At 45.1% G+C, this 15,836-nt stretch carries 12 protein-coding genes; 9 read left to right on the forward strand and 3 right to left on the reverse strand.

All coding sequences use genetic code 11. The features are described 5' to 3' along the window. The first annotated feature begins 38 nt into the window (after nt 1-38). From L0660_RS13790 to L0660_RS13815, 6 genes are all read left to right on the forward strand, one after another. Complete coding sequence (locus tag L0660_RS13790; protein ID WP_235159987.1) at nt 39-533, forward strand: cupin domain-containing protein; 495 nt, start codon at nt 39-41, stop codon at nt 531-533. 192 nt (nt 534-725) lie between these two features. Continuing rightward, complete coding sequence (locus L0660_RS13795) at nt 726-4,520, forward strand: hybrid sensor histidine kinase/response regulator (RefSeq protein WP_235159988.1); 3,795 nt, start codon at nt 726-728, stop codon at nt 4,518-4,520. Between the two features lie 149 nt (nt 4,521-4,669). Then, nucleotides 4,670-5,317 carry a response regulator transcription factor gene (locus tag L0660_RS13800; protein WP_235159989.1) on the forward strand — a complete coding sequence of 216 codons (648 nt, stop codon included), beginning with the start codon at nt 4,670-4,672 and terminating at the stop codon, nt 5,315-5,317. A 28-nt stretch (nt 5,318-5,345) separates the two neighbouring features. Next, complete coding sequence (locus tag L0660_RS13805; RefSeq protein ID WP_235159990.1) at nt 5,346-7,106, forward strand: sensor histidine kinase; 1,761 nt, start codon at nt 5,346-5,348, stop codon at nt 7,104-7,106. A 206-nt stretch (nt 7,107-7,312) separates the two neighbouring features. Continuing rightward, nucleotides 7,313-7,636, forward strand: coding sequence for a hypothetical protein (locus L0660_RS13810; protein WP_235159991.1), 324 nt, complete (start codon nt 7,313-7,315; stop codon nt 7,634-7,636). Nucleotides 7,637-7,871: 235 nt separating this feature from the next. Continuing rightward, complete coding sequence (locus L0660_RS13815) at nt 7,872-8,183, forward strand: helix-turn-helix transcriptional regulator (RefSeq protein WP_235159992.1); 312 nt, start codon at nt 7,872-7,874, stop codon at nt 8,181-8,183. Nucleotides 8,184-8,298: 115 nt separating this feature from the next. Here the strand turns inward: L0660_RS13815 and L0660_RS13820 are convergent, their stop codons facing one another. Both L0660_RS13820 and L0660_RS13825 read right to left on the reverse strand, forming a co-directional pair. Next, the gene (locus tag L0660_RS13820; protein ID WP_235159993.1) at nt 8,299-8,733 is read right to left on the reverse strand and encodes a hypothetical protein; all 435 of its coding nucleotides are present in this window, start codon (nt 8,731-8,733) and stop codon (nt 8,299-8,301) included. A 2-nt stretch (nt 8,734-8,735) separates the two neighbouring features. Then, complete coding sequence (locus tag L0660_RS13825) at nt 8,736-9,389, reverse strand: serine protease (RefSeq protein ID WP_235159994.1); 654 nt, start codon at nt 9,387-9,389, stop codon at nt 8,736-8,738. A gap of 131 nt (nt 9,390-9,520) precedes the next feature. On the opposite strand from L0660_RS13825, the gene L0660_RS13830 reads away from it, so the two are divergent. Beyond that, the gene (locus tag L0660_RS13830; protein WP_235159995.1) at nt 9,521-10,519 is read left to right on the forward strand and encodes a hypothetical protein; all 999 of its coding nucleotides are present in this window, start codon (nt 9,521-9,523) and stop codon (nt 10,517-10,519) included. 126 nt (nt 10,520-10,645) lie between these two features. Here L0660_RS13830 and L0660_RS13835 read toward each other — a convergent pair whose 3' ends face one another. Beyond that, entirely contained in the window at nt 10,646-11,065 is a 420-nt protein-coding gene (locus L0660_RS13835; RefSeq protein WP_235159996.1) for a helix-turn-helix transcriptional regulator, read from the reverse strand. A gap of 296 nt (nt 11,066-11,361) precedes the next feature. Here L0660_RS13835 and L0660_RS13840 point away from each other — a divergent pair, with 296 nt between their 5' ends. Next, nucleotides 11,362-12,483, forward strand: a complete 1,122-nt coding sequence (locus tag L0660_RS13840) for a glycoside hydrolase family 26 protein (RefSeq protein WP_235159997.1) — start codon at nt 11,362-11,364, stop codon at nt 12,481-12,483. A 71-nt stretch (nt 12,484-12,554) separates the two neighbouring features. After that, nucleotides 12,555-15,833 (forward strand): TonB-dependent receptor, encoded by a 3,279-nt coding sequence (locus L0660_RS13845; protein WP_235159998.1) that lies wholly within the window; start codon nt 12,555-12,557, stop codon nt 15,831-15,833. Nucleotides 15,834-15,836 lie beyond the last annotated feature (3 nt).

Below are 15,836 nucleotides of genomic sequence, written 5' to 3' on the forward strand. Positions count from 1 at the left end.
AGATAATCCAGCGCCAATGTCCACCTAAAAATTAACAAATGAAAAAGACCAGAAATAAGATGCGTACAAAACTTATATTGACTTTGGCTGCGGCTTTAATATTCACTTTTAAGGGATTTTCGCAATCCAATGCAGACGCCAAGCAGGCTATTTTTCCAAAAGGCGAACAAGGACCTGCTTCAAATTTTACGGGTAAAGCCTTTAACTATGGGTTGGTAGCAAATGACTCTACTTATCATACAGTTGTAGGAAACGTTTATTTCGAACCGGGTGCCCGCTCAAACTGGCACAAGCATCCGGCCGGTCAGATCCTGGTTATTACAGCGGGCGAGGGATATCACCAGATAAAGGGAAGGCCGATAGAAAAAATGAGGAAAGGCGATGTTGTGAAATGTCCGCCTAATGTGGAGCACTGGCATGGTGCGAGTCCCAACAGCGCTCTGCACCAAATGTACATTATTCCCAACACGGAAAAAGGGATTGTTGAATGGCTGCAACCCGTTACCGACAAGGAATACAGTGCATTTAAATAAACAATGACCCGGTTTGGCGGTTATGCAAAACAATCGTGCTGCGTGAAGATATCTACTTCCGCAGCACTTTTTTTCATAGAACTAATTTTATATCTTGAAAGAATTGTTGTAAGCCAGCTTCTTTTTTGAGTATGCAGCAATGAATGAATCCGGAGTATCTATACACTAGATTTTTGTTCATAACAAAATGATATGAGGCACGCACTAGCTATCGCATTGATTTGGTGGATACAACATAGTTTTTCACAAGCGCAAAATGTAAAGTTCAACCACCTTACCACCAATGAAGGACTGGCTCAAAGCCACGTTTCGGCGATATTAAAGGATAGGGAGGGTTTCATGTGGTTTGGGACCGAAGATGGATTGAATAAGTATGACAGTTATGTTTTTACGCATTACAAACATGACGTTTACGACAAAAGCAGCATTTCGGATAGCTATATTCAGGATTTGCTGGAAGATAAGCAGGGCAATTTATGGGTTGCGACTTCCAACGGACTGGACCGATTTGACCGGACGAAAAATGGCTTTGTACATTACATTACCCAGGATATCAACGACCTTTTTGAGGATAGCAAGAGCAGGATCTGGCTCGCCACTAAGGTAGGATTGTTTGTTTTTTACCCAAATAAAAAGCGTTTCAGACTGCTTCTGAACGCCGGGCAGACCAAAGGCAGCAGAACCAGAAACCCGGTCTACCGCATTGAAGAAAATAGCGATGGTTCGTTGTGGGCAGGAACCGAGAAAGGGCTTTTTCAAATCACAATCGGCGATGACTCGTATACCAGCAGAAGGGTTGACATTAACTGCGTACAATGTGCTCCGGCACCCGCGATCAGGGCGTTGCGAATGGATCGTGAGGGCCATTTGTGGATCGGTACGAAGGGAAGCGGTTTGTTTCGATATAATCTGAAAGACCGGTCTTTCCGCAATTTTCTGCACAAACCATCCGATAAGAACTCCGTCGCCCACAACGACATTCTTTCTATTCTTCAAACCAAAGACGGCAAGCTCTGGATTGGGACGGAAAATGGAGGGATCAGCGTCTTTGACGGGAAGGGACAATTCGAGACTTATGAGCACCGGGCCAACGAGCCAACGACGCTCAGCAATAACTCTGTGTATGCGATTTACCAGGACAACGCGGAAAACACGTGGGTAGGAACCTATGCCGGCGGCGTAGACATGCTGCCGAAGTTTGGCGAGAAATTTCTCTCTTACAGGCACATACAGGGAGATCCGAACAGCCTCACCGACAATGTGGTGCTCGCCTTGTGCGGGGACAGCTCGGGCGAGAGAATTTGGATCGGGACCGATGGCGGCGGGCTGAATGTATTTGATCATCGAAACAACACTTTTGCCAGTTACCGGCACGATCCAAAGAATAAAAATTCAATCAGCAATGACTTTGTTATCTCCATTGTGCAGGTTTCCACCGATGTTCTTGCACTGGGATTTCACGATGGCGGCTTTGATCTTTTTAATACTAAAACGGGCATAGCAGAACACCATTTGCCCAATCCCAGAGACCCGAACAGTCTGTCAATTGCCGATGTAAACAATCTTTTCAAGGACAAGGACGGCAACCTGTGGATAGGAACCTGGGGAGGCGGATTGAATTACTATAATGTCAAAAGCAAGCAATTCAGGCAATATCGTACCGATCCCGATGACCGCACCAGCATTAGCTCCGACATTGTGACTTGTGTTTTTCAGGATGAGACTGGGGCAATATGGGTGGGGACTTATAACGGACTGAACAAGCTGGATAGCACGGGCCGGTATTTTACGCAATATCAGCAAAACCCCAAAGACATCTCTTTTTTGTCACATAACAAGGTACAATGCATCCGGGAAGCCGATGGCGGTAACTTGTGGATCGGCACTGTGGGCGGCGGACTCAATTATTTTGATACCCACACACAAACATTTAAAGCTTTTACCGAAAAGGACGGTCTGGCCAGCAATGTTGTTTTTGCCATGCTGAAAGACCTGCATAAAAACCTGTGGCTGAGTACAAACAAAGGCATTTCAAGGTTTAATATCGCCGGGAAAAACTTCCGTAATTTTGGTGTGCGGGATGGGCTGCAGAGCAATGAATTCAGGGACAATTCGTGCTTTGTTACGGCAGACGGACAAATGTTTTTTGGGGGAGTGAACGGGTTCAGTACTTTTCACCCCGATAGTATCCAGTATAACACCTTTGTTCCTCCTGTCTATCTGACCAGTTTCCAGATTTTTAACAAACCGGTTTCCGTAGGTGATAAATCGGGCATTCTGAAAAGTGATATCAGCGGCACGAAGTCCATTACGCTATCTTACAAGCAGTCTGTCATCACATTTGGATTCGCTTCGCTCAGTTATATAATTCCTGAGAAAAATCAATACGCGTATAAACTGGAAGGATTTGATCCGTATTGGAGCTATGTGGGAGAAAAGCGAACAGCAACTTACACCAATCTTGACCCCGGCACTTACACGTTCCGGTTCAGAGCATCCAACAACGACGGTGTATGGAACATGAAGGGAAACTTCGTGACCATTACGATTACCCCGCCATTCTGGCTTACCTGGTGGTTCAGGCTGATTTCGGTGATAGGCATTGCAGCTTTGCTGATCTTTATTTATAAACTCCGCACCCAATCCAACCGCAGGCAGAAAAGGTTGCTTATGACGAAGGTCAGGGAGCGCACTATCCAACTCGAAGTGGCGATCGAGGAAGAGCGGAAAGCCAAGCGTATGGCGGAAGTCGCTATTGAAGAAGAGAAAAAAGCCAAGCAGCAGGCTGAGCTGGCAAGCCAGGCGAAGAGCTCTTTTCTGGCAGTGATGAGTCATGAAATACGGACGCCTATGAATGGTGTGCTGGGTATGGCCTCCTTGTTAGCGGAGACTGATCTGGATGAGGAACAGCTCAGTTATACAAAAAGTATACAGTCAAGCGGCAGCGGCTTGCTGGCTGTGATCAATGACATTCTCGACTTTTCCAAAATAGAGTCCGGAAATATGGAGCTGGAAGAGAGGGCATTCAATCTTAGAAGCTGCATTGAAGATGTGATGGCCGTTTTTACTCCCAAAATAGTTAAATATCAGCTCAATCTGTCATATAACATCGGTCTGGATGTGCCCGAACAGCTCATTGGCGATGGACAAAGGCTTCGTCAGGTCCTGATCAACCTGATCGGCAATGCCATTAAATTTACCAAAGAGGGCGAGGTAGCCCTGACCGTAAGCCGTAACGGAAAAGATGACGGTGATCTGGTAGGGCTGCATTTTGCAATCCGCGACACCGGGATCGGCATTTCCGAGAGTAAGATGGGCCGTCTGTTTAAATCGTTTTCGCAGGTAGATTCCTCCACAAGCCGTCAATACGGCGGTTCCGGCCTGGGGCTGGTGATCTTTCAAAAGCTTGTAAATATGATGGGTGGGACGATGGGTGTGACAAGCCAGGAAGGGAAAGGTAGCACGTTTACTTTTTCAATCCTTTTGCGGAAGCAAGTTCTGGTGGATGGGGGATTTTTACAGCCTGCTGTTGGGCCCGCCACCATCCTGCCACACCCGGACGGTCCCGGGAAGCTGTTATATGCCAGTTTTTCGTCGAAATACCCATTGGAAATATTGGTTGCAGAAGACAATAAGGTGAATCAAATTGTGATCATGAATGTGCTGGCCAAGCTCGGCTATCATGCTGAGCTGGTCATCGACGGCCTGGAAGCAGTGAATAGGAACGAGCAAAAAGCATTTGATCTCATACTCATGGATGTTCAAATGCCCGTCATGGATGGCTTGGAAGCAACCCGGAAAATCAGAACAGAGAACCCAACCCGGCCTTACATCATCGCCATGACCGCCAACGCCTTACAGGAGGACCGGAAACGATGCGCGGCTGCGGGGATGGATAATTATATCAGTAAGCCGGTTGATCTGGAAGATTTGATGGCGATGCTGAAAGAGCTGTCGCAGAAGATGCAGGCAGCTATCAACGGCTAATGCACAGTTACTCACCGATCAACTTCTTATGGCATGTGCCCTAATAGGGTTTTCCCTAAGATTTATGAGAAAGGGACTTTTTGCTTTATGTTAACGGCTGATTCATCGTACTTTCGATGGAGTGATATAAATTTATATTGTATACATTCATGATACGAGTCCTCATCGCGGATGACCATAATGTTTTTGTTGAAGGCATCGAGTCGCTTATTTCAGGGTCACCCGACATTGAAGTGACTGCGCGCTGCTACACGGTAAAGTCGGTTATTGAGCGGTTAAGCCAGACGGCGATCGATGTCGTGTTACTTGATATTTCGTTTCCCAACATTGAAGATGGCCTCGGACTTTGTGAGTATATAGGCCGCACTTTTCCGGAAACGAAAGTGGTGGCATTGACCATGCACGACGATGCGAGCCTCATTAAGCGAATTGTGAAAAAGGGCGCGAAAGGTTATTTGTTAAAGAATACTACAAAAATAGAGTTGCTTCAGGCCATAAAGGCGGTTCACGACGGTAAGCAGTATTTCAATGAATCAATCACGCAAATTCTGCTGAACGATAGCCCCAAGACCAGAAGGTCAACAGCTGGAACTGGCGTAAAACCGCACCTCAGTCCGCGCGAATCGGAAGTGCTGACACGCATTGCGCAGGGATTGACCACGCAGCAAATGGCCACTCAATTGTTTGTAAGCGCCAAAGCAATCGAATTTCACCGAAGCAGTCTGCTGATGAAGTTCGGTGTTCCCAATACAGCCCTGTTGATTAAGACGGCTATGGAGATGCAAATGATCGATTAGTTTTATTTTGGCAAAACAAGCGATGCTCATGAGATTTTGTTCTTCCCGGTCTGGTTGGCGGATCATTTTCCTGTTCTTAGTTATCCTAAGTGGCGGGTTTCATTCTGTGAAGGCAGTAGCGGACACAACGTCCGTTGATAGCTTGAAAAAACAGATCAATCTGTTGGTTCAGGATAAGCATTATAGTAAGGCTGCCAAGGCTTATGATTCTTTGGGCAAGATTTACCACCGGCAGTACGGATACAACAAGTACACGATGGATTCTTATTTAAGCAGCTTGAAATATTACAGTCTGATGGGCGATTCGCTGGGGTATTTCAATCAATATCTGGTGATCGGAGATTACTATTCGCAGGACTATTTCATGCATGCTTATGCCGAAAAATACCTGAAAAAAGCCCAGCAGTATTTCGAGCGAACCCACAACATGCCCAAAGTCATCGAAGCCAGATTGGGTTTGGATAATATCGCCCAACATATAGAACCCACGCCGCCCGGTTTGAAAACACACCTGCGCGAAACGGAACGACTTAGTGTAAAGTACAAACGACCTTATTCTCAGGCTTATGCGCTTAGTTTGCTGGCCAATACGTATTCCAGGGACAAGCAGCCTGATTCTGCATACTATTTTGCCAGCCGAAGTCTGATTATTTCAAATCAATTAAAAGTTAACTGGTTAATTGCATTGAATCACTTTTACCTGGGCCTGGTTGAGCAGTTTAGGAACAATAGTATGGCTGCTATTGAAGAATATCAGAAGAGCTATAACTTATCGAAGGCGGAAAATAGTCTGGGCATGATGCGGGAATTGTCACGGCACACGGCAGACAGTTATTCGCGCATGGGCGACTATAATAAGGCATATGACTGGTCACAAAAAACGCTCGATTATACGGTTCAATTTTACGCATCCGAGCAAACAAAAAGCATTCGTTTGCAGGAACTGGATAGTCAGATCAAGACGCTGGCGGTCGAAAAGCAACTGGTCGAAGAACAAAGCCGCAATCAGCATGTTTTAAACTCTGCGCTGTTCATTGGTCTGATCATCAGCGTTATAGGTGTGTTCACGCTGGTGTATCTGAGACGTCAGCAAACATTGATCGATCATCAGCACACGGTTATCGCCCAGCAACAAATTCGACAATTGGAGCTAAAATCGCTTCGGGCCATGATCGAAGGTCAGGAAGGCGAACGGAGCCGCATCGCGCGTGACCTGCATGATGGTCTGGGAATTCAATTGTCACGAATTAAACTGTTCATTGAAGCACATCAGGAAGAATTGCCTTCAACCGTAAAAGATCTCTTGAACCAGTTTCTGGATGAAGCCTGCGCCGAAACCCGGCTGATCTCAAACGATCTGCGCCCGTACGCGCTGTCCACATTTGGCCTCGTTCCGGCGCTGGAAGATCTGGTGCAAAAACTGAATCTCGTTAATCAAACAAACCTTATTTTAGACCATTATGGCGAAATGCCGCCTTTGAGCGACGAAGCTGCCGTGATGATTTACCGGGTTGTGCAAGAGTTGCTCAATAACGCGCTGAAACACGCACACGCCCAGGTGGTGACCGTCCAGCTGATGGTCAATGAAGAAACAACCCTCATTAGCGTAGATGACGATGGCCTGGGGGCTGACTTCGATAACCTGCTATCCACCGGAAGCGGCATGGCCAACATTAAATCCCGCATTGCCTACCTCGGCGGACACGTCATGTGGCAAAGCGAAGCCGGCAAAGGAACGTCAGTGATGATTTCGTTGCCTATCGCAATCCGGTCGTTTGCTCAGTATTGATAAAGACGTAATTAAGGTTACAATCACAGATTATCAAGGTCGGCAACGGAAGGTAAAAGACTATCACGCGAAATAGTGACACTTTTATCCTGGGAAGTAGGGCAAAAATCAGGTTATAATCTTATTATTTGCAAAATTTTGCTAGCTTTGAAAACTAGTAGTTAGTCTGTACACACATTAGCGAGCCGCAAATTGCGGCAGTTTCCATGAAGATTGTTGAGCTTACACGCATTGTTCCTGAGACGCTTTGGGCGGCGCGGTTTGAAGGAAATGAAGAAAACGAATTTGACCGCACATTCAACTGCTGGAACGATTTGGAGTATTTGGATGCACTTTTTACCATGCATGAGCAGGATCTTGTAAAAGATTTTTACGGCTATTGCACAGTAAGCCAAGCTGTTTCAATTACAATGTCAGAAGCCGATGCATTTGAAAAACAATTATTGAGTGTAGCAAAAGGACAGGATTTTGAAAAGAGACTGGGAGATATTTTCAAGCCACTGGACAAAATTACGAGAATCAAAATCTAAACGAAAAGAGCAAAGCCTATGGAACAGGCGCAAAATCGTGGCTCAGAATTTATGCCGTCCGACTCAACTACGACTTTTTTGTAATCTCCGGAAGCGCCATCAAATTGACAAAGACAATGAATGAGCGCAAGCATTTGCAGGAAGAACTCAAAAAGCTGGATGTGCTCGTAAGATTTCTGAAAGAACTGAATATTGAAACCGTAGAAGATTGGGGATACATTGATTTTGAATGACTATGCAAACGAGAGAAGATATATTACAAAAATTGGAGACAGTTACCGCTGTCGAACCCAGCAAGTGGAAAGAACGCGCAGCTCGCAAAGCGGAAAATCCCAAAGCACTTGAAAAATCGAGGGTTATTGCGATTAATATCCTTGCCCAATTGCGAAAACTTGGAATGAGCCAAAAGGATCTGGCGGAGAAGTTGCAGGTAACACCGCAGACTGTGAATTCCTGGGTGAAAGGGAATAGCAATTTTACGATTGAGACGATTGTGCGGATTGAGGAGGTTTTGGGGGTGGAGTTGATTGGGGTTAGTATTGTTTGATTTAATAAGGATCTGTTTAATAACTGCTCATATGTTATTTAAATTAGGGCTTTTCGCATAAGATGCCTGTATTAGGTACATAATTAGTAAAGGTATATATGAGTCTAGTATGTCACTATTTATTAATAGCACACCATGCACCTACGGTTATTTTCCCAAAGCTTAGGATTAATAATACTATGACAGTTGCTACTATGGGAGCCGCCACTCCAACTACCGGTGCGATTGCCATAGTAAGGGATGCAACTGTCAATGCTTGTGCTGAAGAACCTTGTTTTAGAAGAGCATCTCGCTCTTTTTTATAAGCCTTATCACCGCACAGGAATTTCCGTAACTCTTCTTTTATGGCATGAGCAAAGTTGCGTGTTTCTCCTGCCCCGCCGAACTGAGCCACGGTGACCGGTTCTGAATTTAGCCATTTATCAATTGCTTCTATCGGGTCATCTTTTGACTCTAGTAGAATTGGTATCAGCGTTTCTCGCTGATAATCTGGTAATTGCGCCATAAGTTCTTCTCGACTCGGAAAAACTATTTCATGAAATTCTTCCATTGTTACAACATTTTAGCAAGATATTCGGATGATACTACGTAGGTCGTCTGATTAAGATAAGCAGGATTGACGCTTCCGAATTGGAAGCCTGCCTGACTCGGCGATAAATGTGCGCCGGTAACAATTCCGATTAGATCAGTATTCGATTTGCGAAATACGGGGCTTCCCGATTGACCGGGACTAGTTTGCAAATTAATCACAATATGTTTTGAAGCAATATTTGAATGATAAAGCAGTGTTTTTGCCCCGATAATGGTTTCTTGATAAGTCAAAATTGTGCGATTATCTGTGGCGTGAGGGTATCCCACCAAAAAGACGGATTCTCCAACTGAAACCCTATCCGTGCCTACGTTTTGAGACTTAAGGAATAGAGTGGAATTATCTAGAACCTTCAGTATGCAAATATCATGAACCGGATCTGCCTCTACAATCTTAACACTCGCGGCGTCCATACTTTTTATTAGTGAATCTTGATAGCCGGCGATTTTTGACTTATTAGGCAGCGCAACAGCTAAACCTTGATCACTTAAGCCGGTTACATGTAAAGCCGTAGCAAAATGACCGGGTTTTTCAATTGAAAAGCATGTTCCCAAAATAAAGCTACCCTGAGGCGTCTCTCTTGCTAATGGAAAAACGGAATTATGAAATAAATCCATTGGACGATAAAATTAATGCCTAATATATGTTTATTTGGGCATTCATTCAACTTTGAATTAGAACGGCTCGATATACATCTTTGCGGTGGCATTTTTGAGTTGTAGGTTTTTCATGAATAATACTCTAATGTATGGCTGATTACGAAGCTCACCTGAATTCCCTGCCCGACAAACTATATAAGGATTCTGTCTATTATTTTAGCAAAGACCGACTTGCCAATGTTTATCAGGGTTTTTTTGCTTTTGGTCTTAATGATTTGGGAAGGGATGATAGGTGGAAAGAATGGGATGTTGCGCGATGCGGATTATTTTTTCGCAAGGAAGCGAAAAACGACGCTAAGGCTGTGAAATGGGATAATGATTTGTGGATCGAGGTGAACGACTACCTTATAAAAAATCTCTTTGAAAGATTTGAGGACTTTAAGTTGTATCTGAATTCACTGCCAGAAGCTCATTTATTTAAAAATTCACACCCCAATGATGAGCTGTATTTCTTTATGTTTACTACTACGACTGTCTTTCTATATTATCATGAATTAGGACATATAATACAGTATGACAAAAGTTCTCAGAAGCAAATTACTGAGGAAATGAATGCAGCTCTCACAAAAATTGATTTCGATATAATGAAACACGCTTGTGAATACGATAGCGATGAATTTGCCGCCAATTTTCTATATGAACAAATAGCCGGAAACTTCATAACTAAATCAAAACTTAAATCAAGACAGGTATTGAAGGCGATGATTACGACATCTATCGCAGCAATTTTCGTTTTGTTTGAGATGTTAGATGATGGTTTTCAATTACCTGTTTATTTCGAAGAGAAATCTCATCCTAACTCATTAATAAGAACAATAGCAATCACTGGTCTTGTTCTTAATAAGATGGAAGAGGAGTTTGGTACAAAATATGAAATAACTCAATCAGACGTTATCAAGAGAGCTTTTCAGATTGTCGTGCCACTACTTGGCTCCGGATACTCCATGAAAAACTTTTATGATGCCTTAAACTTGGAAAAAAAAGGTATAGTGAATTATTCGACTAAACTAAGAAAAATTAGAGATCAATTTGATTGGATGGCCGGTGTAAAATTAAAGAAGCGAAGTTTAAATGCAACAAATAAGTAGTAATGCTTATACAGATGCTTAGCGGGTTTTACAGTTTCAATTTGTGCATATCTCCACCATTAAGTCTTTCAGTTTTGCATCAAGGTTCTAAAAATAGTAGCATTTTAGATAGTGCTGTGTAGATGATTATCTCCCCCCAATCAACCGCTCTAACCGCCCCATCATCTCATCCTTCTCCTTCAACATTCTCTCATAAAGTGCCATCTTTTCTTCATGAAGTTTTAAGACTGCATCAATAGGATTGTTGTAGTTATTGATCAGCGTACTTAGTTGAGAGTTGTCATTGAAAGTGCTGGAAATTACAGTGATGGCTTGCTGTTCATCAAAATTCCGAATCGCCTCAGCAGGAATTTTCAAAATTGCCGAAACCTGCTCCAAAATATCAGCATCAATTTTTTCCTTCTGTTCGAGCAATGAAATTTTCTGCTGGTTCCATTCTTCGCCGAGCTCAAATGCAAGGAAATCTTGTTTTATCCCGAGCATTTCTCGAAATCTTTTAAGGTTACGGCCTTCGTGGATCTTTGGATTGGAGGTAGTATGTGTCATACAGAGACGGTTTTTGTTAAAAAGGCAATTTATATAAATCCTTCGGGAAGTGCAGGTATATTTTACAGACCAGGGAATGTAAGTTACCTGTTGCAGATTGTTGGGTATGTTTTTCAGGATTGCATGTTGCTATGCATTGGTGCTGCTCTCAGCACAGTTGAACTGATTCCAAGGGAAAACCCTAAGTTTTAAAAAAGTAGGGTTTCCCTTATTCTATGTCCATGTTGATTCGTCCTATTTTTGCTGGATAAAATTCTATTTATCCTGTGGGATCTTCATGTACATTAATTTTTAAAATGATTCGAATATCAATCGCTTTAATCGTCCTCTTTTTTGCCTCAAATGCTGTGACCCGGGCCCAAAAACTGATAGACTCGAAAGCAACAAGAGAGACGGCGGCACTATACCAGAATATGCACAAACTAGCCAAAAAGCACATACTTTTTGGACATCAGGATGCTACGGATTATGGACACGGCTGGCGTGACGAACCTGGAAGGTCGGACGTGAAATCGGTCGTCGGCGCGCACCCCGCGGTCATCGGTGTGGACATTGCGCCGCTGACAGGCAGACCTGCGGAATCCATAAAAAAGAGTGAAGAGCGTTTAAGAAAACTCGTCACCGACACCTACGCCCGTGGTGGAATTACAACCATCTCCTGGCATTTTTCGAATCCGGTTTCGGGCGGCGGTTTTTACTGGAAAGATTCTGTTTCATTGCCAGCGGTCAAATACATTGTTCCGGGAGGCAAAAACCATGAGGATTACAAGCTCATTTTGCAGGGTTTGGCTGACTGGTTCAAAAGTCTGAAAGGTGCGAACGGAGAGGCTATTCCGCTTATTTTCAGGCCTTATCATGAGTTTGACGGTGATTGGTTCTGGTGGGGCAAGTCACATTGCACGCCGGACGAATTCAAGTCATTATGGCAATTCACGGCAGGCTATCTGCGGGATAGTCTGGATGTTCATAACCTGATTTACGCCTTTTCTCCTGACAATAAATTCAACACTGTCGCAGAGTTCACCGAGCGTTATCCTGGCAATGAATGGGTGGATATGGTTGGCATGGACAACTACGGAGATATGGGCCGCGATGGGAAATACAACCTGGATCAGGCGATTAAAAAAATCAAAATCGTCAATGACTTTGCATTGGAAAACAAAAAACTCGCCGCATTTACCGAGACCGGTCTTGAATCCATCGTGAATCCGGTTTGGTATACTGATGTGCTGCTTAAAGTGCTTCAAAAGAACAAGTTGAATCTGGCTTATGTGCTTGTGTGGCGTAATGATACCAAAAGCCCCACCCATTATTACGCGCCATTTCCCGGGCATCCGGCCGCACTGGATTTCAAGAAGTTTTACGACGATGAATACACGCTGTTTGAAGGCGATTTGAAGCAGATTTACAGCCGATAGCGCATTCAATTTGCTGCCGGATGAGGTGGCGTTAAACGAATTATATCTTTAAAACCAAACCATGTAAAAGTATGAAACATGCTTTACTAAGTCGACGCGCCTGTGCCGCGGCTGTCACCCGGCTGGTGCCAGTGCTTAATCAGGTGAAGATCAGAAGAATGAAGAAGTTGGCAGCCTGTGTTTTTGTGCTAGCTGTAATGCAGACAAACGATGACGTATATGCAATGAGCGTTCGGGAGTTCTATGTTAAAAATAGCACGGGAAATCAGCTGCCGGTGATTGAAGTGAGTGGCAAGGTGGTAGATGACAGAGGCGAGCCGCTGCCGGGCGTCAGCATTGTGATCAAAGGGACGACGCAGGGAACAACCACAGGCGCAGACGGCAAGTACGCGCTGGCGGTTCCGGGAAACAACTCGGTGCTGATCTTCTCATTTGTAGGGTATTTGTCCAAAGAAATAGTTGTAGGCACGCAAAGCACCATTAATGTAACGCTTCCCGTGGATACAAAGGCATTGGAAGAAGTGGTTGTAGTCGGTTACGGTGAAATGAAACGTGCCGATCTGACCACAGCGCAGACCTCAATTTCTTCCAAGGATATTGAAAAAACGGTTAACACAACCATTGAACAGGCTATCCAGGGTCGGTCTGCGGGTGTGTATGTGACGCAAAACTCAGGGCAACCGGGCGGTGGTATTTCGGTGAATATCCGGGGCGTTAACTCGATCAGCGGAAGTAACGAGCCATTATATGTAGTCGATGGCGTGCAGATTCCGGGCCAGTCGGCTTCCTACGGATCGCAGAGTTCTTCCAATCCACTTGCTGGTTTGAACCCTGCTGACATTGAGTCTATTGAAGTTTTGCAAGGTCCTTCGGCGACGGCAATTTATGGTTCAAGAGCTACGAACGGTGTTTTGATCGTCACTACCAAAAGAGGAAAATCAGGAGATACCAAAATCTCTTATGGATATCAATATAGTTTGCAGACGCCCCCGTCGCCGCTGAAAGTAATGAACATGCAGCAATACGCGCAGATGGTGGGTGAATACCATGCCATTGCAGGAGGCGATACGCCGGGTGAGTTTCTCGATCCATCGTTGCTCGGTCCTGGTACGGACTGGCAAAAAGAGCTCTTCAAAAGCGCACCCATGAACAAACACCAGCTAAGCTTAAGCGGGGGGAATGACAAGACAACCTATTATCTGTCAGGTGAATATCTGAAACAGGATGGTGTTGCATTAGGCTCGGGTTTCAACAGATATGGATTCAGGCTGAACCTGGATAACAAACCCAGAAAATGGGCGACCATAGGAGCGAATCTGAGCTTTAACCAAACAAATGATAACCTCACCACCAGCCAGGAAAACGTCATTGCCAGCGCATTGCAGCTGACGCCACAGGTTCCGGTGAGAAACTTGGACGGCTCCTGGGGCGGGGGCGATGAGAACAATGGTGCCAACCAGTTTGCACCCGTAAACCCGATCGCGATTGCCAACCTGACCACCAATAAGCTCGTAAGAAGGCAATTTCTGGGCGGATTGAACCTGGGCATCGAAATCATGAAAGGCCTGAACTTTCGCTCATCTTTTAATACAAACCTGGGCTTTTCAAACTCAACCTATTACATTCCAACCTATGCCATTGGCTGGGCAAGAAACGTAACGGCCTCACTCACAAACGGAACGGGTGTCAACACGTATTACAACTGGAACCAGCTTCTGGAATATAACAAGCAGCTCGGCAAGCACAGTATCAATGTGATGGTAACGCACGAAGCGCAGGCTTCCACGTATAAAAATGTGGGCGGAACCCGGACGGGATTTTTGACCAATGACATTCTCGATCTGGCAGCCGGTGATGCATTAACATCCAGCAACTCAGGCGGCTCGGGCGAATGGGCCATGGAGTCGTACCTCGGCAGATTGAACTACAATTACGCCGATCGCTACATTGTAATGGCGACCGTTAGACGCGATGGTTCCGCGAATTTTGGTAAAGAAAACAAATGGGGCTTTTTCCCATCGGTGTCCGCAGCCTGGCGCGTTTCGCAGGAGTCTTTCTTTAATATACCTGCGATCAGCGATTTGAAACTGCGTTTTGAAACGGGCGTAACGGGAAATCAGGGCGGGGGAGGCATTTACTCGCCAATGGGCACGGGCGCAACGCCAACTTCCACGGGTTTCCTGCCCACCAAATACAGCAACCAGGGTTTGAAATGGGAAGAAACCAAAACCAACAACTTCGGTATCAACGTAGCATTGTTTGACAACCGGATCCAGTTTGAGGTGGATTATTATATCAAAGACACCGATAACCTGCTGATGGAGAAGCCGCTTCCCTGGTATATGGGCACCAACGGCACGGGTGCGGTAAGCTCTCCGACGGTGAACATTGGTGCGCTGCAAAATAAGGGTTATGGCTTCACCATCAACACGATCAACATCAATAAAGGCGGCTTCAAATGGGAAAGCAGCCTGAATATTTCCAGTTTCAAAACCAAGATCAAATCTTTTTACTCCGAAAGTGCATTCGTAGACCGCACGTCCTGGTGGATGCAGGATTGGACGCAACGTTCCGAAGTGGGCGAAGCGCCGTGGTTGTTCCGGGGTTATATGGAAGAAGGTTTATTCCAGAATGTCGCCGAGATCGACGGCAGCGCAGTTCCGGTTGACAACAACGGAGACAGATTGCCAACTAATGTCGATAATATCTGGGTAGGCGATGTGAAATTTAAAGACATCAATGGTGACGGAAAGATCAATGAGAGCGACATTACCAACATTGGTAACCCTTGGCCGAAAATGTTTGCCGGTTTCACCAACACTTTCTCCTATAAAGGATTTGACCTCAGTCTGTTGTTTACCAGCACCTACGGAAATGACATTTATAATTACCTGGGCAAGCTTAATACCAACGCGAGCAACATTAACCTAAGCCGCAACCTGCTCGTACACGCCATGGATTATGCCAAGCCGATCACCAATGAAGCAGGTGACGTGGTGCTTGCGAATCCCGGAACAGACGTAGCACGCATTTCCAACGGTCCAAACGGAAACTTCAACCGGCATACCGACAAATGGGTGGAAGACGGCTCATTTATCCGCCTCAAAAACGTATCGTTGAGCTACAATGTGCCCGCCGCTTTTATGTCAAAACAGAAAGTGATCCGGGGCGCAAGACTTTCCGTTGGCGCGCAGAATGTGCTCACATTTACCAAATACACCGGGTTTGATCCTGAGGTAGGAGCCTACGTATCGCGGGATGCAAGTCCTGGAAACCAGGCGATCGGTCTGGATTATGGTCGCTATCCCCTGACTCCCGTTTACACTTTTAGCCTCGGCCTGGACTTTTAAAAA

This window comes from Dyadobacter sp. CY351, assembly GCF_021502625.1.
Lineage (GTDB): Bacteria > Bacteroidota > Bacteroidia > Cytophagales > Spirosomataceae > Dyadobacter > Dyadobacter chenhuakuii.